Below are 20,946 nucleotides of genomic sequence, written 5' to 3'. Positions count from 1 at the left end.
TGTCAGCCTTAGAGCCCTTTCTTCAGCAGATACTTATAAGGTGTCTGCTCGGTCAATTGTGCAACCAGCGTGTGTTCCATAAAACGGCAGAAGCCCGGAATATCGCGGGTGGTAGCCGGATCGTCAGCGATAATCAGCAGAGTTTCGCCGTCCTGCATATGACGCACGGTTTTCCGCACCATCATCACAGGCTCCGGGCAGCGCAGGCCCATAGCATCCAGGGTTTGATCGGGATTGGCGAACAGATCGCTCATAGCAGTCTCATTAACACGTCAGAATAAACTGCGCTCATTTTACCCTCACCTTTTGCATGTGCAAGTGCGCACCGCTACGATAACGTTTGCGCTAAAATTAACCATTGCAATAGCACAGTGTTTCGGTAAGATGCCGCGCACTCGCAAAAGCGAGACAATTTTTCATTGGGTTCCCTCACCCCAATCTTCAAAAAGGTCATATGATGATTTCGTTCTCGAATAGTCAGCGCTTCCACGCGTTGATTTGGCTGTCCCTGTTCCATGTGCTGGTGATCACCTCCAGTAACTACCTGGTGCAATTACCGATCTCTGTTTTCGGCTTCCACACCACCTGGGGCGCATTCAGCTTCCCGTTTATCTTCCTGGCTACCGATCTCACCGTGCGTATTTTTGGCGCGGGGCTGGCTCGTCGCATTATCCTTGCGGTGATGGTCCCGGCATTGTTTATCTCTTACGCCGTCTCTGCGCTGTTTTATCAGGGCGAGTGGCAGGGATTTGCCGCGCTGGAAAACGTTAACCTGTTTGTGGCCCGCATCGCCTGCGCCAGTTTTATGGCCTACGCGCTGGGACAAGTCCTTGATGTGCACGTCTTCAACCGCCTGCGTAAACTGCCTCAGTGGTGGATTGCTCCGGCCTCGGCGATGTTCCTTGGCAATATCAGCGACACGCTGGCGTTCTTCTTTATCGCCTTCTACAAAAGTCCCGATCCGTTTATGGCGCAGAACTGGGTGGAAATCGCGCTGGTCGATTACAGCTTCAAGGTGCTTATCTGCATGATTTTCTTCCTGCCAGCTTACGGCCTGCTGCTGAATGCCATGCTCAAGCGCCTGGCGGAAAAATCGAGTCGCGCTCAGGTCAACTTCGGCTAAGCTGCATTCTGTGACAGAGTGAGAGTTGCTTTTGCCCGCTGATTACTATTCTATGAGGGGCTGTAAAGCAGCACACGACTAACGTAAAAGGGATCATGATGCGTAACTTACTGAAATATGCCGGTATCGGCTTACTGGTGGTTGGACTGACCGCCTGCGACGGCAAAGATGACAAAGCCGCTGCTGATGACAACGGTGTCAGCAGCAGCCAGAGCACCCAGGCAGTGACGTTGATGGACGGTAAGCTGGGCTTCACTCTGCCAGCGGGCATGTCCGATCAGAGCGGCAAGCTCGGCACCCAGGCCAATAACATGCATGTCTATGCTGATGCTACCGGTCAGAAAGCGATTATCGTGATCGAAGGCGATGCCACCACCGATGGACTGGACGTACTGGCTGGCCGCCTTGAGCAGCAGCAGCGCAACCGCGATCCTCAGCTGCAGGTCGTCTCCAACAAGTCGATCGACCTCGGCGGCCAGCCTGCTCAGCAGCTGGATACCGTTATCTCCGCCAAGAACCAGTCTTCCTGGTCCACCGTGGTGCTGGCGAAGGTTGATGGCAAATTGCTGACCCTGCAGATTACGCTGCCAGCAGACAACCAGCAGCAGTCTCAGACTGACTCTGAGAACATCATCAAAACGATTGCCCTGAAATAAAAGCAGTCCAGAGACAAAAAGCCCCTGCCAGTTTGCTGGTCAGGGGCTTTCTTTTTTGCAACGCGGCTTCAGTTACAGACCGGCGTTCTCGCGAATGTATTTTCTGGCTTTCACTGCATATTCAAACGGATTGGCTAACGCCGGATCCTGCTCGGCTTCCACCACCATCCAGCCTTTGTAGCCCGACTCGTCCAGAATCTTAAACACCGGCAAAAAGTCGATTACGCCATCGCCCGGCACGGTGAAGGTGCCTTTTTTGACCCCATCCAGGAACGACAGCTTCTGGCTTCTTACTTGCGCGACGACTTCATCACGCACATCTTTCAGGTGCACGTGATTGATGCGCGGCAGGTATTTCGTCAGGATCGCCAGCATCTTCTGTTGGCTACCTTCCGAGTAATAAGCATGGCCGGTATCAAACAGCAGGAAGACGTCTTTATTGGTGATCGCCATAAAGCGGTCAATCTCTTCCGTGGTCTGGATAGCGGTGCCCATATGGTGATGCAGACAAACCTGCATGCCCTTCTCGGCGGCCAGTTTCGCCAGTTCGTTATAGCCTTCTGCCGTTAGCTGCCACTCTTCATCGGTGAAATAAGGCTTCTCTTCCAGCACCGACAGCGTGGTGCCCTGAATGCTCTTACTCTGCTCAGAACAGCCAATCACCTTCGCGCCCATCGCATGCAGGAAATCGCGGTGGTTGATAAATTCATCGATGGTTTTGGCTTTATCGCCATTGGCAAAAAAGGTACTGAACCAGGCATTACAAATCTGCACACCGCGAATATCCAGCATCGGCTTTAAGACTGCCGGATCGCGCGGGTATTTGCTGCCCACTTCACTGCCGGTAAACCCAGCCAGCGCCATCTCGCTGACAATCTGTTGGAAGGTGTTTTCAGCACCCAGCTCCGGCATATCATCGTTGGTCCAGCCAATCGGGGCTATCGCCAGCTTAACGTTATCTTTGTTCATCGCTATCTCTCGCAAGGGATAAGGCAGCGCAGGCTGCCAGAAGTTATCTGCTCAGCAGCTCACGCTCAATCAGCTCGCGGGTTTCCACGGCCTGACGTTGCATTTTTTCCGGGTAACCGAACAGGGAAGAGGCAATGATCGACTCGCCGCCCACTTTGTACGTCCGGTTGGCAAAATCCATTTCGCGCAGTGTCTGGAACAGGGTGTCAAAGTCGACTTCCCCTTCACCCACGCCCACATGCTGGTGAATAGTGGCATCCACGCCTGGCGGGTTAACGATGTAGCGACAATGCTTGGTATGGTTCATGGTGTCGGCAATCAGCACGTGCGACAGATCGCCTCCGGCATACTCCAGCATGCTCTTCACATCGCCCTTCCCTTTGTCGTAGAAGAAGGTGTGCGGCACGCTGTAAAGGTATTTAACGTTCTCACTGCGGAACGACTTCACCAGATCGGCCGTTTCGTTGTTCTCTTCGCAGAAATCCCAGGGATGTGACTGGATTTCGATGCGAATCCCTTCACGTTCGACGATAGGTAAGATCTCTTCCATTGAGCGATAGAACATCTCTTCGCAGATTTCCGGCTCGTTTGGCGTACCGGAAAGTTCGGTATTGATCACCTGCACACCGGTTTCAACCGCAATCTCAATCATGCGCTTCCAGTTGCGGACCGCCGCCTGACGACGGGCTTCATCCGGGCCCGACCAGCGATACACCACGATAAAAGACGAGATTTCCAGCCCGGTTTCACGCAGCGCGTTTTTGTACTCGGTGATGATCTCCCGGCTGGCTTTCGGGTGCTTATAAAACGGGTTAATCTGCGGGTGCGGAGACTGTTCAATGTACTTGTAGCCCCAGTCCGCCACCTGATGAACCATTTTGGTGATGCCCATATCCCGGATGACATCAACGTCAAAAGCGATTTTCATAGGTTTCTCCCTGAGATTACTTGTTGTAGAAGGCCGGACGCGGTGGCAGCTCAACAGGCTCGATAGCGCCACTCTCCTGCGCTTTCAAACAGGCGTCTGCAGCTACGGAAGCCGCATAGCCGTCCCAGGCTGAAGGACCCTGCAATTTGCCAGCCGTTGCATCGTTGATGAAGGCCTGCAGCTCAACGTCATAGGCATCTATAAAGCGGTCTTTCCAGTCGGTCAGAATGGTGTTCGACAGCTTCGCGTCTTTGCGCAGCTGAACAGAAGAAGGTTCTGGCAACTTAGCGATGCCGGTTTCGCCGACAACTTCGCACTGAATATCGTAGCCGTACGCACAGTTAACGAAGATCTCGACATCAATGCGCGTGCCTTTTTGCGTTTCAAACAGCACGACCTGCGGATCACGTAGCTTGGCATGGGTCTTGTTGGTTGAACGCGGGAACACCACCTGCACGGATTTATAGTCGTCTTCGGTCAGCCAGCGCAGCACATCCAGTTCGTGGATCAGCGTATTGGTGATCGCCATATCGGTGGTGTAGCTTTCCGGCACGGTTGGGTTACGGTGTGCGCAGTGCAGCATCAGCGGCTCGCCGATCTCACCATCGGTAATCACTTTCTTCAACGCGCGGTAGCCAGCATCGTAAGGGCGCATAAAGCCAACCTGCACCAGACGTTTACCGTGGGCGATTTCAGCCTCAACGATACGGCGGCAACCTTCAGCACTCATCGCCAGCGGTTTCTCGCAGAACACCGGCTTACCTGCGGCAACGGCGGCCAGAGTGAATTCTTCGTGCGTTGGGTCCCAGGATGTCACGAGGATCGCATCCACATCAGAAGAGGCGATCACATCGTGGCCGTTCGCATACACTTCAGCGTCCAGCCCTAAAAGGCTGACGATGCCTTTAGCGCCTTCGATATTAATATCTGAGACGGCAACCACTTTCGCTCCCTGCAGCACTTTGCTGCAGCGACGAATATGTTCCTGACCAATAGCTCCGGTGCCGATTACGCCAAGTTTCAGAGTCATAAAATGTCCTTAATAAGTAGGGGGGAGCGCGGGCGCCAGCCTGCCAGTTATCTGCTGCCAGTGAAGGCGTCCGCACCCAATATCAGAGTAAGAAAGTGGTCAGGATCAGTATTTACGGGCCTGTTCGATATGCTCGTTCAGCATTTTGGCAACCGCATCGACTCGTTCAGATTCAGAGACCTGAGCGCCGCCCACGCGCCACCAGCTGAAGTATTTGTGCACCATGGTTTTCGGCAGCACTTTGATATCGATCAGCGTTGAAACGGTCTGCTTACGGGCATCTTCCAGCGCGTGCTTCAGTTGTTCCAGCGTAGTTACGCGGTAGGTTTTGCAGCCATAGCCGCCAGCAATCGCCGCGAAGTCGACCGGGACAAACCCACCGTTCAGCTTGCCGCCTTCGGCATTACGGAAACGGAACTCGGTGGTGAAGCTGTCCATGCCGTGTTCCATCTGCAGGTTGTTGATGCAGCCGTTAGTCATATTGTCGAACAGCAGCACGTTGATTTTCGCCCCTTCCTGAATGGAGGTGACCAGCTCGGAGTGCAGCATCATAAAGGAGCCATCACCCACCATCGTGAAGACCTCACGGTGTGGTTCAGCCAGCTTCACGCCAAGCGAAGCACTCACTTCATAACCCATGCAGGAGTAACCGTACTCAACGTGATAGCTGTTGTAATCCTTAGTGCGCCAGACGCGCTGAAGATCGCCCGGCAGGCTACCCGCAGCGGCGACGATCACCGAATCCTTTGGGAGGTGCTCGTTTAGCGTCCCCAGCACACTGCTTTGCGTCAGGAAAGAATCGGTCAGGCGATTGAACTCGGCATAGACCGCTTCGCGATCCATATGGTCGTCAATTTCCGGCACAAAACCATCGTTGGTATAAACAGACTGATAAACGCGCTGCGTTTCTTTCAGCAATTTGCTCTGGGCCTGGGAGATTTTCTCGCCCCAGCCACTGCTGAAGCCTTGCGCTGTCAGGCGCTCATCCAGTGCGGTCAGCGCTTCACGCGCATCGGCCACGACCTGCACGGCATCCAGCTTGTAGGCGTCAAAATTGTTGACGTTAATGTTGATGTAGCTGACTTCAGGATTGTGGAAAATCCATTTGGATGCGGTGGTGAAGTCGGTGTAACGCGTGCCGACGCCAATCACCAGATCGGCTTCTTTCGCCAGCAAGTTGGCCGCCAGGCAGCCCGTTTCACCCACACCACCTACATTCAGCGGATGATCGGAAATGAGAGTGCCTTTACCCGCCTGGGTTTCTGCAAACGGGATCTGATGACGTTCGGCGAACTGGCGCAGTGCCTCGCCCGCCTCTGAATATTTCACTCCGCCGCCACAGATGATAATGGGCTTACGTTTACCGGCGATCATCTTCAGTGCGGCAGCCAGCTGTGCTTCCGTTGGCAAACGGCGATCCAGGATATGCACGCGTTTCTGGAAGAAGTAATCCGGGTAGTCATAGGCTTCGCCCTGCACGTCCTGCGGCAGAGAAATCGTCACCGCACCGGTTTCAGCCGGGTCAGTCAGCACGCGCATCGCATTGATACAAGCTGTCATCAGCTGTTCAGGACGGCTTACGCGGTCCCAGTATTTGCTGACCGCGCGGAACGCGTCATTGGTGCTGATACTGAGGTCATGACTTTGTTCAATCTGTTGCAGAACCGGGTCCGGCTGGCGGGTAGCAAACACATCGCCTGGCAACAGTAATAGAGGAATGCGGTTAGCCGATGCGGTGCCCGCAGCGGTGATCATATTGGCCGCGCCAGGTCCGACGGAAGAGGTACAAGCGATGATTTCACGGCGCAGTTTTTGTTTGGCGAAGCCGATGGCTGCGTGCGCCATGCCTTGTTCGTTGCGCCCCTGCATAACGACCAGGTCGCCGCTGTCCTGCTCTAATGCCTGGCCGAGGCCCAGCACGTTGCCGTGACCAAAGATGGCAAAAATCCCTTTAACGAACTTGGTTTCAACGCCATCTACCGACAGATACTGGTTGTCCAGGAACCTGACCAGAGCCTGTGCTGTGGTTAATCTACTCTTACCCATGTGCTCTTCCTTAACGGTGAGGCTGAAAGTGAAACGTGAGGCGATTATAAACAAATATTTTTTTCACTAAACAGAATTACAGAAGAAACATTTCATTTTGCGAGAGAGATCAAATTATGCGATGAAACGCTCCGGCGAGGGGTGATCAAGCGGTCAGATTTGGAACAATAAAGAGGATGCCTTAGCAGTAAAGAAAATTTCGTTTCACTTCAATGGCTTTGCACAGACTGATTTTACAGATTGCGAGCAGGCTCACACAGCTTGTACTGCCGCAACCAACAGCAGGATTTGATCCCCTGCGATCCGGATCCTCAGAGTTTTATCCACCTCACACTTTTGGGGTATTAATTTCATTTTGTGTTGAAGTTGAAATTTTTATTCTCCATACTCATTTCCATATTGAATCCGGGCGTCCGGACGTTACGTTCAGGCGAGTCCGCTGGAAAAGCGCAGCTGAGTCGGCTTATCAGAGAAGGAAACAACAGGTATGAGTACACAACAGAAACGGCTTGATGTGATTTGTATCGGGCGCATTGCCGTTGACCTCTATGGCCAGCAAATTGGCGCCCGCCTTGAAGATATGAGCACCTTTTCGAAATATCTCGGCGGCTCGTCCGGCAACGTCGCTTACGGTACGGCCATTCAGGGGCTGAAGTCCGGCATGTTAGCCCGCGTTGGCGATGAACATATGGGCCGTTTTCTGCGCGAAGAGCTGCAGCGCGTGGGTGCCGATACGGACTGCCTGATCACCGACAAAACCCGGCTGACTGGCCTGGTGATCCTCGGCATTAAAGATCAGGACACCTTCCCGCTGGTGTTCTACCGCGATAACTGCGCGGATATGGGACTGATCCCGGAAGATATAAAGGAAGAGTACATCACCTCTTCGCGGGCTGTTGCCGTTACCGGCACGCACCTTTCGCATCCTCAAACCCGTGCCGCAGTATTAAAGGCGCTGGATATTGCCCGTAACAACGGACTACGCACCGCGCTGGACATTGATTATCGTCCGGTGCTGTGGGGACTGACCTCGCTCGGCGACGGTGAAACCCGCTTTGTGGAATCCGAGCACGTGACGAAACAGCTGCAGGAAGTCCTGCACTATTTCGATCTGGTGGTAGGAACGGAAGAAGAGTTTCATATTGCCGGTGGCAGCACCGACACCCTGACCGCGTTGAAAAACGTTCGTCAGGCCACTAAAGCCACACTGGTCTGCAAACGGGGCCCGATGGGCTGCGTAGTGCTGGAAGGCGAGATCCCGGACAGCTGGGAACAAACCAAACTGCAAAGCGGCGTGCGCGTGGAAGTGCTTAACGTGCTGGGCGCGGGCGATGCCTTTATGTCTGGCCTGCTACGCGGCTGGTTGAATGATGAAAGCTGGGAACAGGCGTGCCGCTATGCGAATGCCTGCGGTGCCTTAGTGGTCTCACGCCACGGCTGTGCGCCAGCGATGCCAACTAAAGCTGAACTGGATGATTTTTTAAGCCGCGATCGGGACGTCAAACGCCCGGACCTCGACAGCCGCCTGAACCACCTGCATCGCGTCACTACCCGTAAAAAGCACTGGCCAGAACTCTGTGTCTTTGCCTTCGACCATCGCAAACAGCTGGTCGATATGGCGAACGAAGCGGGTGTCGATACCTCTCGCCTACCAGAACTGAAGCTGCTGCTGCTGCGTGCGGCAGAAGAAGCCGCCGGTGAAGCCGGACTGGATGGCCGCAGCGGTATTCTTGCTGACACCACGTTCGGTCAGCCTGCGCTGAACGCCATTACCGGCAAAGGGTGGTGGATTGGTCGCCCTATTGAGTTGCCAAGCTCTCGTCCGCTGCGTCTTGAGCACGGTAACATCGGCTCCCAGCTGGTCGACTGGCCACAGGAACACGTGGTGAAATGCCTGGTGTTCTACCACCCGCAGGACAGCGCTGAACTGCGTAAAGAGCAGGATGAGCTGGTGATGGACGTGTGGAAGGGCTGTAACAAAACCGGTCATGAGCTGCTGCTGGAAGTGATCCTGCCAGAGAGCAATCCGGACAAGAAAGAGTCTTACTACCTCGATATCCTGACCCACTTCTACTCGATGGGCATTCAGCCTGACTGGTGGAAACTGCCGCCGCTGAAGCTTGAAAGCTGGCAGGCAATCAGTGGGCTGATTGAGCAGGAAGATCCGCACTGCCGCGGTATTTTAATCCTTGGTCTGGATGCGCCGGAAGAGAAGCTGAAAGCCGGTTTCGCTGACGCTGCCAAAGCGCATTGGGTGAAAGGGTTTGCTGTGGGCCGCACCATCTTCGGCCAGCCTTCCCGCCAGTGGCTGCAAGGCGAACTGGATGATGAAGCGCTTATCGCCCAGGTGAAGAGTAATTATCATCAGTTGATCAATTACTGGCGCGAAGTCCGTCCGGCTCAGTAATCCGTAACAGAAGGGCGAGGACGCTACATAATTCAGGGTCGGCTTTGCCAGCGACCATCGGAATGTAGCCTGTCCTGGCCCTTTTCAGATCCGTGCTCTTCCCTTTTCCCTCCGCTTATTTTACTCCGCGAACTAAAACCCCCGGCTAACTGCTCTCTTTTCAGCCAGAATCTGTGATTCGATTCATATCCCGATGAAATAGATCCCCTGAATTCCGTTAGAAAGTGAAATTTTTTGTTCATCTGGTAAGATATCGGACAGAACAAACGACTTATTTTATTTAGCGAGCCGAAGTAATGACCAACAACCCGACGCAGCTTTCCCTGTTACAGGACGACATCCGTCGTCGCTACGATACCCTGAGTAAGCGCCTGAAACAGGTGGCTCGTTATATTCTGGACAACAGCAACAGCATTGCCTTTGATACCGTGGCCTCTATCGCCCAACAGGCAGACGTACCGCCGTCCACGCTGATCCGTTTCTCGAATGCCTTTGGCTTTAGCGGCTTCAATGAAATGAAACAAGTTTTCCGTCAGCATCTGATGGAAGAGACGGTGAACTACACCGAGCGCGCACGTTTGTTCCGCCAGACCTCTACGGATGAAACGGCTGCTCCACCAGAGAACCCGGCTGAAATCCTGAATGTGTTTACTATGGTGAACTCACAGGCGCTGCAACAGCTGGCGATGCAAACCAACCCAGAGCAGTTGGACAAAGCCGTTGAGATGCTGCATCAGGCTGAGAACATCTACGTGATCGGCCTGCGCCGTTCGTTCAGCGTGGCCTCTTATCTGACCTATGCATTGCGCCATCTGGAACGCCGGGCCTTCCTGATTGACGGCCTGGGGGGGATGTTTACCGAGCAGCTGAGCATGGTGAATCCAAAGGATGTGGTGATTGCCATCAGCTATTCGCCGTATGCGCGCGAAGCAGTGGAATTGGTTGAATTAGGTGCCAAACGTGGCGCGCACCTGATTGCGATCACCGACAGCCAGGTCAGCCCGCTGGCCGCCTTCAGTGATGTCTGTTTTGTGGTGCGTGAAGCACAGGTCGATGGCTTCCGTTCGCAGGTGGCTTCTCTTTGCCTGGCACAGACGCTGGCCGTTTCCCTGGCGCTGAACAACGCCGACAAGGCATAAAAAAACGGGTGGAATTCTCCACCCGCTTGTTAACTTTCTCCGAACAGCCCACATAACTCGACTTATGCAGCCTACTTCTCTCTTGGATACTCGTCGCTGTTCACCCAGGCGTGATCTTTCTCCCAGGTAAACTTCCATAAACGCACCGGCCCGGCCATCACGTTCAGGTAATAGTTATCGTAACCGGCAATGGTTGCCACCGGATGATAGCCTCGTGGCACAGTGACCACATCGCGGTTATAGGCCGCCATGCACTCATCCAGCGAGCGGTCGTCGGTATAAACGCGCTGCATGGCAAAACCCTGTTCAGGATTGAACCGGTGATAATAGGTCTCTTCCAGATAGGTTTCGTTCTCTGAGTTTTCCTGATCGTGCTTGTGGCTCGGATACGAGCTGGTGTCACCTTCGTTGGTATAGACTTCCACCACCAGCAGACTGTCCGCAGGCTGGTCATCAGGCAGAATATTATGCACCAGACGTTTGTTACGCCCTTTTCCACGCTGCTCCACACCCACATCAGCAGGCGAAATCAGCCGGGCAGGTAAAGAGCCCTTGCCCGGCGCGTTACAGACTGCCAGCTCGAGGTCGGAATCCGCATACACTTCCACTTTGTCGTTGTTCGGCACATAGACCGAATAAGGTGGCGTGCGTTCAAAGGGCGACATGCGCTTACCGATGCCGGGAAACTCTGCGTGCAGCGTCTTCACGGAAGCCAGCCCGGCAACCAGCACCAGGCACAGCTCTTTATCGCCGCTTTCCAGCTGCAGGGTCTGCCCTTTTTTCAGCTGATAGGCATCAAAGCCAACGTAACGCCAGCCCACGCTCTCCGGGGTAACATGCTGAATGCGCCCTTGCGCATCCGGTTTCTGTACTTTGGACAACAATGACATGCCGTTCTCCTTATTTCCCCTCTGGCGCTCCACGGCCGCGCCAGAAGGTTTGGAATGAATGAATTATCCCAGCGTTGGCATACTGAATTCGGAAACGGTTTTCTGGCCGCTTGGCCAGCGCACGGTTGCCGTTTTCATTCGGGTGTAGAAGCGTACACCGTCCGGACCGTGCACATTCAACGCACCGAACACGGAACGCTTCCAGCCACCAAAGCTGTGGAAGGCCATTGGAACCGGCACCGGCACGTTCACGCCGACCATCCCTGCCTGCACTTCACGCACGAAGTCGCGGCCAGTGTGACCGTTGCTGGTAAAGATCGCGCTACCGTTACCAAACTCGTGGCTGTTCACCAGTTTCAACGCGCTGGCATAGTCCGGCGCACGCATGATGCTCAGAACCGGGCCAAAGATCTCTTCGCGCCAGATGACCATATCGGACGTCACGTTATCGAACAGCGTACCGCCAACGTAGTAACCTTCGTTGTAGCCTTCCACCTGGAAGTTACGTCCATCGACTACCAGCTTCGCGCCTTCCTGCACACCTTTATCGATGTAGCCCAGCACTTTCTTCTGGTGCGCGGCAGAGACAACCGGCCCCATTTCATTCTCTTCACTGCCTTTCTGAATACCAGGGCCTACGCGCAGCGCTTTCACCAGTGGCGTCAAAGCGGCAATCAGTTTGTCTGCGGTGTCGTCGCCTACTGCCACAACAACCGGCAGCGCCATGCAACGCTCGCCCGCTGAACCGAAAGCACCGCCCATAATGGCATTTACGGTCGCTTCCAGATCGGCATCCGGCATGACGATGGCGTGGTTTTTCGCCGCACCAAAGGCCTGAACACGTTTGCCATGCGCACTGGCCGTTTTGTAGATATGTTCGGCAACGCCTGAAGAACCGACGAAGCTGACAGCCTGCACGCGCGGATCTTTATACAGCTGCTCAGCATCTTCGTTAGAGCAATGGATCACATTGAACACGCCATCTGGCAGGCCCGCTTCAGTCAGCAGTTCGGCCATACGCACGGACGCTGAAGGGTCCAAAGCCGGTGGCTTAAGCACGAAGGTATTGCCGCAAGCCAGAGCAATCGGGAACATCCACAACGGCACCATCGCCGGGAAGTTGAACGGGGTAATCCCCGCTACCACACCCAGCGGCTGCATCAGTGAGTAGCTGTCCACGCCGGTGGCCACGTCCGCAGAGTTTTCACCTTTGATCAGATGAGGGATGCCGCAGGCAAATTCGACCACTTCCAGACCGCGTGTCAGTTCACCCAGCGCATCTGACCAGACTTTGCCATGCTCGCTGACGATGAGCTCTGCCAGTTCTTCGCGGTGCTGTTCCATCAAAGCTTTAAAGTTGAACATCACACGAGCACGGCGCAGAGGAGAAGTGCGCGACCAGTCTTCAAAGGCGTTATGCGCCACTTCAATAGCTTTGGTCACCTCGTCTGCGGTACTTTGCGTCAGTTCGCGCACCGGTTTGCCGGTAGCCGGATCGTAAATTGGGATGGTTTCATTGCTGGCGCTCTGAGACGTTTTTCCGCCAATAAAATTGCCTACGATAGTCATGTTCTGGCCTCTTTGATGTGAGTATTCCCTGCGGGCTGCCGCGTTAAGCCGCTGGCAACCTGACCGGACAAATCCCGAATGCGTGCAAGGACAGTATTATATTGGAATAAATTTTTCAAATATTTCACTTTAGAAAATTCATTTTTAGCGGCCTGGATCGCATTTTTTCCGGCTGAGGCGGTTCCCGGCCCGATCGCTGAGACTTGCCAGCGAAAGCAGGCTGAAACTTAAGGGTGGCGCGGCTTATGGGCTTTTCAGTGCCAATCCCTTCGCCGCTGTTTTACCCTGCGATCAGGCTCACAAAACCACCAGATCTGCGCGGCGTGAACCGGAAAAAAACGAAATTTTGCGAGAGCGATCCAAAAATTTAAATTTCATAATTCACCAAACATGAAATAAATGTTCTTTTATAGGCCATAACCTTAGGCCGCACTTTTCTGCACGATAACGGCCTCATCTGATCCCTCTCTACCTTGTTTGCAGGAGCAGTACCATGGCGATTGACCCTACCCGTTTTTGTATTAACCGTAAGATTGCCCCCAGCCTCAGCATCGAACAGTTTTTCCAGCTGGTGAATAAGCTTGGCCTGAACAAAGTTGAACTGCGCAACGATATGCCCGGCGGCAGCGTCACCGACAAGCTGAGCCATGCTGAAGTCAAAGCGCTGGCGCAGCGCTACGATCTGGAGATTGTCACCATCAACGCCCTGTACCCGTTTAATCAGGCTGACGAGGCGTTAATGGCAAAAGCAGAAGGCCTGCTGAAAGATGCTCAGGGCGTCGGTGCCAAAGCCCTGGTGCTCTGCCCGCTGAACGACGGCACGCCGGTATCCGATCAACAGACGCTCTCTGCGTTGCAAAAACTCGGGCCGCTGTTTGCTAAGTATGGCATTGAAGGGCTGGTTGAGCCGCTGGGCTTCCCGGTCAGTTCGCTGCGCTCTGGCGTAAAAGCACAGGCATTGATCCGTGATGCCAAGGTGCCGTTCCGTCTGGTGCTGGATACCTTCCACCATTTTCTGTACGAGAAGGCTGAAGAAGAATTTACCGCCGGTATTGATATCAACGCGATTGGGCTAATCCACCTGTCCGGCGTGGAAGACAGCCGCCCGACCAGTGAACTGACCGATGAAGAGCGCATTATGCTGACAGAAGGCGATGTGCTGAAGACGGCCGCTCAGGTGCAGCGTCTGGAACGGATGGGCTATAAGGGAATCTATGCTTTCGAGCCCTTCTCCTCGGTAATGGATAACTGGAAAGCGGCGGATATTGAGCGTGAGATCCGCCGCAGCATCGCACTCTTGCAGGATAAATAACAAATAACGAGGGGTAACGCCCCTCACCTTATCTGTGTCACTTTGGCGGCAGCCGTCGAACTGCCGCCGTTTTTTTCAGTCCCCAATCTGCCGGCACAGATTCGGGCTCAGGACATCTCCACCAGCTGTTCTTTTTCGACCTTCAACAGCCGTTTCAGTCTGACCGTCAGCAGCATCGCTATGCAGACCAGCACACCGCTGATCAGATAAATAACCGGCACGCCGAGATAGCTCATCGCAAACCCAGCCAGCGGCCCGGTAATCCCTAATGACAGATCCATAAACGTGGTATAGGCGGCCAGCGCACTGCCCTGATTCTGTGGTGGAACGGCTTTGACTGCCACCACGCCAATGGCAGGAAACACCAGCGAGAAACCTGCACCCGTGAAAAAGGCCCCCAGCTTCGCCATCCACGGATCAACCGATCCCCAAACCAGAAACAGACCAATAGCTTCTACAGCAAGACAGACCAGCGCTACCGCCAGCCCGCCATGTCGGTTAATGGCGTTAGGGAACAGCAGTCGCGTGCCGACAAAGGCGCCACTGAACAGCGTCAGTGCCCAGGCGGCGCCTTCCCACCCTTTATCCTGATAAAAGAGCGTGATAAAGGTCGCAATCACCCCAAAACCCGCTGACCCCAGCGCCAGAATCACGCCGTAGCCCCAGATTTTGCCCAGCACGGCACGGAACGGCAGCGGCTTACCTTTGCTACTTTTGACGTTTGGTCTGGGAAGGGCAAACACAATGGCGATTAACGCGATAGCAATGATGATCCCCGCCAGCAGCATCAAACCGCCCAGTTGATAAATCCCCACCCCCAACGGTGCGCCGATAGCCATGGCTCCGTAGGTGAAGATGCCGTTCCAGGAGATAACCCGGCCGATATGCAACGACCCGACAACCCCCACGCCCCACAGTGTGGAGCCCGTACCCGCAAAGCTCTGCCCGATACCCAGAATAACGCGTCCAAGGCACAGCATTACCAGGCTGAACACCGGCATACTCGCGCCGAATGCGGCCAGCGCATAACAAATACCGCTAAGGAAAGCGCCGCACAGCCCGAACACCACCACTTTTTTAGGCCCCCACAGATCGGCATAGCGACCGGCATGGGGCCGGCTAAGCAGCGTGGCGAAGTATTGCAGGCTGACAACTAATCCCGCCCAGAAGGCGCTATAGCCCATCACGTCATGGACATAACCAGGCAGCACCGCCAGCGGCAACCCAATGGTCAGGTAGCTGGCAAAATTGAAAATCACTACGGAAATGATGCGCAGATTCAAGCGTAAACCGCTTTGAGCAGGCTCCATCGCAGGTTGCTCAGGCATGGGGATCGGGACTCTGTTGGCAAAAACTCGAGGTTTTACTATACCGCGAATTCCCCCCCGCCTGTCATCCCCCGTTTACAGGATGGTTACAATTGCCGCCATAAATCCGTCACATAGCCCACTTATACTGCCGCCTTAATGAAATCCCAAAGAGGATAAAAAATGCTGGCTCCCCTGATTTTCCTCCAGGAGAGCGTTAACCCTCAGCTGCGGCTGACGGGCTGTAGGCTGTGCCTGTTATCTGAAGAGGCCGCCTTATGACGCGCACTCCGACCAGAATTGAGCTGAAGGGCATTCAATATGCTTTCGGCGATCACCCTGTATTGCAGCAGCTGGACCTGACGGTTGAAGGCGGCACCACCGTGGCGCTGCTGGGTCCTTCGGGCTGCGGTAAAAGCACACTGCTGAAATTACTGGCGGGTCTGCTGCACCCCCAGCAAGGCGAAATCCACTTTGGTGACAGGCTGATTGCCAGCCCGCGAAGCGCGCTTCCCCCGGAACAGCGTGACATCGGCATGGTTTTTCAGGACTACGCGCTGTGGCCGCATATGACGGTGGCCCAGAACGTCGGCTTCCCGCTCTTGATGCGCAGAGTGGCTACCGCGGAGCGGTTGAAAAAAACCATGATCGCCCTGGAGCGCGTAGGCCTGGCCCATTTTGCGATGCGCCGCCCTGCCGATCTTTCGGGCGGCCAGCAGCAGCGCGTGGCACTGGCACGAGCCATCATCGCCGAGCCCAGTATTCTGCTGTTTGACGAACCGCTTTCTAACCTCGACCGCGATCTGCGTGAATCCTTATGCCGTGAAATGAGCAGCCTGTTGAGCCAGCTGGGCACCACTGCGGTGTATGTCACCCACGATCGCAACGAAGCCGAAGTGCTCGCCGACCGCATTGTTCACTTGTCACAAGGTTCTGTGACGTCCATTCAGGCCGTCACGCCATTCTCTGGGGAAATAGCATGAAATCCATGTTGACTAAAAAAACAGGAGCCATCTTCGCGATGATCTTCACCTCCGCCATGATGATAAATGATGCCAGCGCACTGACGGTGTATACCGCCGGTCCGGGTTCACTGGCCAAAAAACTTGCCGCGGGTTATGAAAAGCAAACCGGCGTGAAAGTGAATATTTTCCAGGCCACCACCGGCAAGGTGATGGCAAGGCTGGAAGCCGAGCAGGCCAACCCGCTGGCAGACGTGCTGATTTCCGCCTCGTGGGACACCGCAGAAGAGCTGCAACAGCGTGGCTGGTTGCTGCCTTATCAAAGCGCCAACGCGGCTAACGTGCCGGACTCGCTGAAGAGTGATTCTTACGTTGCTCAGGGCATTTCGGCACTGGGTATCGTTTGGAACACCAAAAGCGGCACGCCGGAGCCGAAAGAGTGGGCCGACCTGACCACGCCAGAGTTTAAGGACAAGGTCACCACGCCAGATCCTTCGATGTCTGGCGCTTCACTGGACCTGTTGATTGGCCTGCAGAACGGCATGGGTGACGGCGCCTGGCAGCTGTTCGATAAGCTGAAAGCCAACGGCATGGTGATCAGCGGGCCGAATGCTCAGGCGCTGACGCCCGTTTTACAGGGGGCCAAAGCCGCGGTATTTGGCGCGGTGGATTATGTCTCCTACGGCAGCATTCAGGATGGCGAAGCGATCAAGGTGATCTTCCCGAGCAGCGGCACAGTCATGGCACCGCGCCCGATGATGATCCTCAAATCCACTCAGCACGCAGCAGATGCCAAAGCCTTCATTGATTATGTGCTGTCACCGGAAGGCCAGGAATCCGTAGCGAGTGCGTGGTTGATGCCTGCACGCTCAGATATTGGCGCTAAACGCCCGCTGCTCAGCGACCTGAAACTGCTGCCAGCGAAGAGCGATGGCAACAGCGATCGCGCGGCGGTTCTTCAGCGCTTCGGCAAATTATTTGCCCAGTGATTCCGTCGTTACACGCACTGGAAATACGCCTGTGAAACTGCGCCTGATGCCACTGATTACCGTGGCGCTTTTGAGTGTTCTGGTGGCGCTGCCGCTGCTGTTTATTCTGCTTCAGGCGCTGTTCCCGGCTTTGAGCGAAGGATCGCTGGCCGGTGCGTTCTCGACTATTCCCACCTTGTTAAAGGATCCTGAGCTGCCCACTTTACTGCTGGGTACGTTGAAAACCGGCGTTGGCGTTGCGCTATTCAGCGCGTTGCTGGGGATCCCGCTGGGAACCTTGCGAGGCTTATTTCATCTGCCGCTGGCCCGCTTTTGGGATCTGATGCTGTTGATCCCGTTTCTTACGCCGCCCTATATCGCTGCGCTGAGCTGGATGCTGGCGCTGCAACAGAATGGCTACCTGATGCAGCTGGGCGGGCCGAACCTCAACAATCTGCTGTTCAGCCAGACCGGCATTATGCTGATCATGACGCTGAACATTTTCCCGGTGGTGTACTTTGCGGTGTCCCGCAGCATGCTGGCGAGCGGTCAACGGCTGGCGACTGTTGCAAGAGTGCATGGCGCTTCCGCCTGGCGGGCGTTCTGGCATATTTCGCTGCCGATGGCGCTGCCCGCACTGGCAGCAGGTGTGCTGCTGGCCTTCACCCTGGCGATTGAGGAGTTTGGCGTGCCTGCGGCACTCGGCCCGCGCGCTGGCGTAGTGATGCTGACGGTCGGCATTGAGCAAAGACTTGCAGACTGGCCCATCGATCTGCCCGGATCATCGTTGCTTTCAGTGATCCTCGTGTTGATCGCCCTGGGTGCTTTTACGCTGCAAAAACAGCTTACCGGCAATAAAGAGGTGACCAGTATTACCGGCAAACCCGCGCAGAGCAGCCCGGTTCTGCTGGGCCGCTGGCAGACCCCAGTGACAGTCCTGTTTACCCTGGTCTCGCTGATGGTGGTCGCCCTGCCGCTTTCCTCGCTCTTCGTCACCGCGCTGATGTCTACGCTGTCTGGCGGAGTGCATTTCGCGAACCTGACAGATCGCCATTTTGTCGCCCTGTTTGCGCAGCAAAGCGAAGCGTTGGCAGCCCTCACCACCAGCGTGGGTCTGGCGCTGGGTGCGGCGGCGATCACTGGTGTGCTGGGCTTTCTGGCGGCATGGCTGGTAGTCGAAGGCAAAATGCGCGGGGCGAAAATCATTGATGCCCTCTCCCTTCTGCCCGCTGCTATCCCTGGCGTGGTCGTTGGCGTGGGGTTGATCTTGCTCTGGAACCGATCGTTTTGGCCGGTTTCTCCTTATAACAGCTGGGCGATCTTATTGCTGTCGTATTGCTGCATTCTGCTGCCCTGGCCGGTGCGCTATGTTGGCAGCGCGTTGAAACAGATTGGTGGCAATCTGGAACCTGCCGCTCGCGTGCACGGTGCCAGTTCATTGCAGGCGCTTCGCCATATCATTTTACCGTTAGTCTTTCCAAGCCTGCTGGCGGCGATGCTGATGGTGTTTGCTATCGCTTCCCGTGAGTTAGTCACCTCTCTACTGCTGGCCCCAGCCGGGACGCAAACTGTCGCCGTATTTATCTGGCGCCAGTTTGAACAAGGCTCGGTTGGTCAGGGGATGGCCATGGCCAGCATCGCCATGACGGTAAGCCTGGTGCTGATGCTGGCAGCGCTGGCCCTGCTGCAAAGGCAGGGAAAAGCTTCCGATCTTTCCTAAAAGCAGCCTGAGACTGTTCAGAGGCGTTAAACTTACGCATCTGATAAAGGTCTGGAGAGGGAATGAGCGAACTGCAGCAGGAAAAGATCGGGCAGAATATGCTGTTGAAAATGGCCACGCTGATTGTGATTCTGGCGGGCATCAAAGCGGCATCAGAGATTCTGGTGCCGTTTTTACTGGCCATATTTTTGGCTATTGTCCTGAACCCGCTGGTCACTTTTTTGATGCGCAAAGGCGTCAGGCGAGGCATGGCAATCAGCCTGGTAATGCTGGGCGTGCTGGTCATTATTGGCCTGTTAGTGGCGATGATAGCCGGGTCGGTCAATGAATTCAGCGATATCTATCCGCAAATTCGTTCTCAGGCAGAGCATAAGCTGGGCATTGTTCAGCACTTTGCTGCCACCTTTCATCTCAACCTTTCGACCGATCGCATGGTGGAACGACTTGACCCTAACTCATTGATGGATATGGCAACCACGGTACTTAGCCAGTTCTCCGGTGCCATGACCAATATTGTGCTGCTGTTGATGACCGTGGTGTTTATGCTGTTTGAGGTCCATCACCTGCCTTACAAGCTGCGTTTTGCCTTGGTTAACCCCAAAATCCGCATTGCCGGTCTGCATAAAGCGTTGAAAGGCGTCACCCATTATCTGGCATTGAAAACGCTGATCAGTTTGATTACCGGCGCGGCAGTCTGGCTGGCGCTGTTTCTGTTGGGGGTGAAGTTTGCCCTGCTTTGGGGTGTTGTCGCCTTCGTGCTGAACTTTATTCCCAATATCGGCCCGGTCATTGCCGGTATTCCGCCATTGATTCAGGCTCTGCTGCTCAACACCGTGTTTGATGCGGCGATGGTCGCGGTGCTGTTTACCGCCATTCACATGCTGTTCGGCAATATGCTGGAGCCGCGAGTAATGGGCAAAGGTCTGGGACTGTCCAGCCTGGTGGTGTTTCTGTCGTTGATTTTTTGGGGCTGGCTGCTTGGGCCGGTGGGAATGCTGCTTTCCGTCCCGCTAACCAGCGTGTGTAAAATCCTGATGGAAACCACGCCGGGCGGAAACAAACTGGCAATCCTGCTGGGGAATGGCAGGCCTAAAGAGAAAAAGGTCATTGCCAGAACGAAGTCGGCGAGCTGATAACCGGCGTGGAGTCATCGAGAGTGAAGACGACACGCCGCAGTCCCGGAGAAATTACTGTTCGGTAAAGAGTCGGTTATAAACGTGCTGGATATGCCGTTCCATGCAGGCTCTGGCGCGTTGGGGATCGCGTTCAATAATCGCCTGCGTGATATTGGCGTGATCCTGATTCATCTCGCGGGGGAAATCACTCTCGGCGTAGTGGCTTTCCAGCCGCAGAAAACGGCTGCTTTTGCGCTTGTTCCACAGATATTCCATCATCTCGGCCAGCACTTCATTGCCGGTCATCTCGGCAATCAGCAGATGAAAGCGCTTATCCTCGCGCAGAAATTTCTCGTCATTGACGTGCAGCTGGATTAAATCCTGAGTCACTTCCTTCAGCTCTGCGCGCTGATCTTCGGTGCCATTCCGCGCTGCCAGTTCGGCGGTCATCCCTTCATACAATAATCTGGCGTTAATCAGCGACTTCAGACTGAACTCATCTTCCACCAGCGGCGCGTCCGTTTTCGGCAAAAGGGTGCTGACGAAAACGCCGTTGCCGGTGCGGATTTCCACCCAACCGGTGATTTCCAGCGCAATCAGCGCTTCACGGATTGACGACCGGCTGACACCCAGCTGCTTTGCCAGCTCGCGCTCCGCTGGCAGCATCGCGCCCGGCGCAAACTGTCCTTTACGGATGCAGCCAATCAGCAGCGAGGAAATCTGCCGGTAAAGTCGTTCTGGTTTTAGGGTAGGTAACTCCATCATCCGATCTCCTGCCGGGCAATCTGGCAGGCAGCTTAGCATA

Annotated in this window: 18 protein-coding genes; 9 read left to right on the top strand and 9 right to left on the bottom strand. The window is 55.0% G+C overall.

Going from position 1 to position 20,946, the window contains the following annotated elements:
• Nucleotides 1-8: 8 nt before the first annotated feature.
• The gene (gene tusA, locus WCC56_RS00695; protein ID WP_424690516.1) at nt 9-254 is read right to left on the bottom strand and encodes a sulfurtransferase TusA; all 246 of its coding nucleotides are present in this window, start codon (nt 252-254) and stop codon (nt 9-11) included.
• A 203-nt stretch (nt 255-457) separates the two neighbouring features.
• On the opposite strand from tusA, the gene WCC56_RS00690 reads away from it, so the two are divergent.
• Complete coding sequence (locus WCC56_RS00690) at nt 458-1,123, top strand: 7-cyano-7-deazaguanine/7-aminomethyl-7-deazaguanine transporter (protein WP_424690532.1); 666 nt, start codon at nt 458-460, stop codon at nt 1,121-1,123.
• Between the two features lie 98 nt (nt 1,124-1,221).
• On the top strand, nt 1,222-1,779 hold the full coding sequence (locus tag WCC56_RS00685) for a DcrB family lipoprotein (RefSeq protein ID WP_424690515.1): 558 nt from the start codon (nt 1,222-1,224) through the stop codon (nt 1,777-1,779).
• Nucleotides 1,780-1,851: 72 nt separating this feature from the next.
• On the opposite strand, the gene iolE is transcribed toward WCC56_RS00685, so the two are convergent.
• From iolE to iolD, 4 genes are all read right to left on the bottom strand, one after another.
• The gene (iolE, locus tag WCC56_RS00680) at nt 1,852-2,748 is read right to left on the bottom strand and encodes a myo-inosose-2 dehydratase (RefSeq protein ID WP_424690514.1); all 897 of its coding nucleotides are present in this window, start codon (nt 2,746-2,748) and stop codon (nt 1,852-1,854) included.
• A gap of 43 nt (nt 2,749-2,791) precedes the next feature.
• Nucleotides 2,792-3,676: a sugar phosphate isomerase/epimerase family protein gene (locus WCC56_RS00675; RefSeq protein ID WP_424690513.1), complete on the bottom strand. Its 885-nt coding sequence runs from the start codon at nt 3,674-3,676 to the stop codon at nt 2,792-2,794.
• Between the two features lie 16 nt (nt 3,677-3,692).
• Nucleotides 3,693-4,706: a Gfo/Idh/MocA family protein gene (locus tag WCC56_RS00670; protein ID WP_424690512.1), complete on the bottom strand. Its 1,014-nt coding sequence runs from the start codon at nt 4,704-4,706 to the stop codon at nt 3,693-3,695.
• Between the two features lie 105 nt (nt 4,707-4,811).
• Nucleotides 4,812-6,752, bottom strand: a complete 1,941-nt coding sequence (iolD, locus tag WCC56_RS00665; protein WP_424690511.1) for a 3D-(3,5/4)-trihydroxycyclohexane-1,2-dione acylhydrolase (decyclizing) — start codon at nt 6,750-6,752, stop codon at nt 4,812-4,814.
• 487 nt (nt 6,753-7,239) lie between these two features.
• On the opposite strand from iolD, the gene WCC56_RS00660 reads away from it, so the two are divergent.
• Both WCC56_RS00660 and WCC56_RS00655 read left to right on the top strand, forming a co-directional pair.
• Nucleotides 7,240-9,159 carry a bifunctional 5-dehydro-2-deoxygluconokinase/5-dehydro-2-deoxyphosphogluconate aldolase gene (locus WCC56_RS00660; protein WP_424690510.1) on the top strand — a complete coding sequence of 640 codons (1,920 nt, stop codon included), beginning with the start codon at nt 7,240-7,242 and terminating at the stop codon, nt 9,157-9,159.
• Nucleotides 9,160-9,455: 296 nt separating this feature from the next.
• Nucleotides 9,456-10,298, top strand: a complete 843-nt coding sequence (locus WCC56_RS00655; protein WP_013204269.1) for a MurR/RpiR family transcriptional regulator — start codon at nt 9,456-9,458, stop codon at nt 10,296-10,298.
• Between the two features lie 71 nt (nt 10,299-10,369).
• Here the strand turns inward: WCC56_RS00655 and iolB are convergent, their stop codons facing one another.
• Together iolB and WCC56_RS00645 are read right to left on the bottom strand one after the other, a co-directional pair.
• Complete coding sequence (gene iolB, locus WCC56_RS00650) at nt 10,370-11,188, bottom strand: 5-deoxy-glucuronate isomerase (RefSeq protein WP_424690509.1); 819 nt, start codon at nt 11,186-11,188, stop codon at nt 10,370-10,372.
• Between the two features lie 63 nt (nt 11,189-11,251).
• Nucleotides 11,252-12,757, bottom strand: a complete 1,506-nt coding sequence (locus tag WCC56_RS00645; RefSeq protein ID WP_424690508.1) for a CoA-acylating methylmalonate-semialdehyde dehydrogenase — start codon at nt 12,755-12,757, stop codon at nt 11,252-11,254.
• Nucleotides 12,758-13,250: 493 nt separating this feature from the next.
• On the opposite strand from WCC56_RS00645, the gene WCC56_RS00640 reads away from it, so the two are divergent.
• Complete coding sequence (locus WCC56_RS00640; RefSeq protein WP_424690507.1) at nt 13,251-14,069, top strand: TIM barrel protein; 819 nt, start codon at nt 13,251-13,253, stop codon at nt 14,067-14,069.
• A gap of 107 nt (nt 14,070-14,176) precedes the next feature.
• Here the strand turns inward: WCC56_RS00640 and WCC56_RS00635 are convergent, their stop codons facing one another.
• Nucleotides 14,177-15,397, bottom strand: a complete 1,221-nt coding sequence (locus WCC56_RS00635) for an MFS transporter (RefSeq protein WP_424690506.1) — start codon at nt 15,395-15,397, stop codon at nt 14,177-14,179.
• A 257-nt stretch (nt 15,398-15,654) separates the two neighbouring features.
• On the opposite strand from WCC56_RS00635, the gene WCC56_RS00630 reads away from it, so the two are divergent.
• The 4 genes from WCC56_RS00630 to WCC56_RS00615 all read left to right on the top strand — a co-directional run bounded on the left by WCC56_RS00630 (nt 15,655) and on the right by WCC56_RS00615 (nt 20,159).
• On the top strand, nt 15,655-16,359 hold the full coding sequence (locus WCC56_RS00630) for an ABC transporter ATP-binding protein (protein ID WP_424690505.1): 705 nt from the start codon (nt 15,655-15,657) through the stop codon (nt 16,357-16,359).
• Nucleotides 16,356-17,327, top strand: coding sequence for an ABC transporter substrate-binding protein (locus WCC56_RS00625; RefSeq protein ID WP_424690504.1), 972 nt, complete (start codon nt 16,356-16,358; stop codon nt 17,325-17,327). The genes WCC56_RS00630 and WCC56_RS00625 overlap by 4 nt, the downstream gene beginning before the upstream one ends.
• Before the next feature lie 31 nt (nt 17,328-17,358).
• Nucleotides 17,359-19,026, top strand: coding sequence for an ABC transporter permease (locus WCC56_RS00620; protein ID WP_424690503.1), 1,668 nt, complete (start codon nt 17,359-17,361; stop codon nt 19,024-19,026).
• A 62-nt stretch (nt 19,027-19,088) separates the two neighbouring features.
• On the top strand, nt 19,089-20,159 hold the full coding sequence (locus WCC56_RS00615; RefSeq protein ID WP_424690502.1) for an AI-2E family transporter: 1,071 nt from the start codon (nt 19,089-19,091) through the stop codon (nt 20,157-20,159).
• 54 nt (nt 20,160-20,213) lie between these two features.
• On the opposite strand, the gene WCC56_RS00610 is transcribed toward WCC56_RS00615, so the two are convergent.
• Nucleotides 20,214-20,903, bottom strand: a complete 690-nt coding sequence (locus WCC56_RS00610; protein WP_424690531.1) for a FadR/GntR family transcriptional regulator — start codon at nt 20,901-20,903, stop codon at nt 20,214-20,216.
• Between the last annotated feature and the right edge of the window lie 43 nt (nt 20,904-20,946).

Source organism: Erwinia sp., assembly GCF_049696395.1.
GTDB lineage: Bacteria > Pseudomonadota > Gammaproteobacteria > Enterobacterales > Enterobacteriaceae > Erwinia.
Note: the sequence above shows the minus strand (reverse complement) of the source record. Positions and strands in the feature narration are given on the sequence as shown.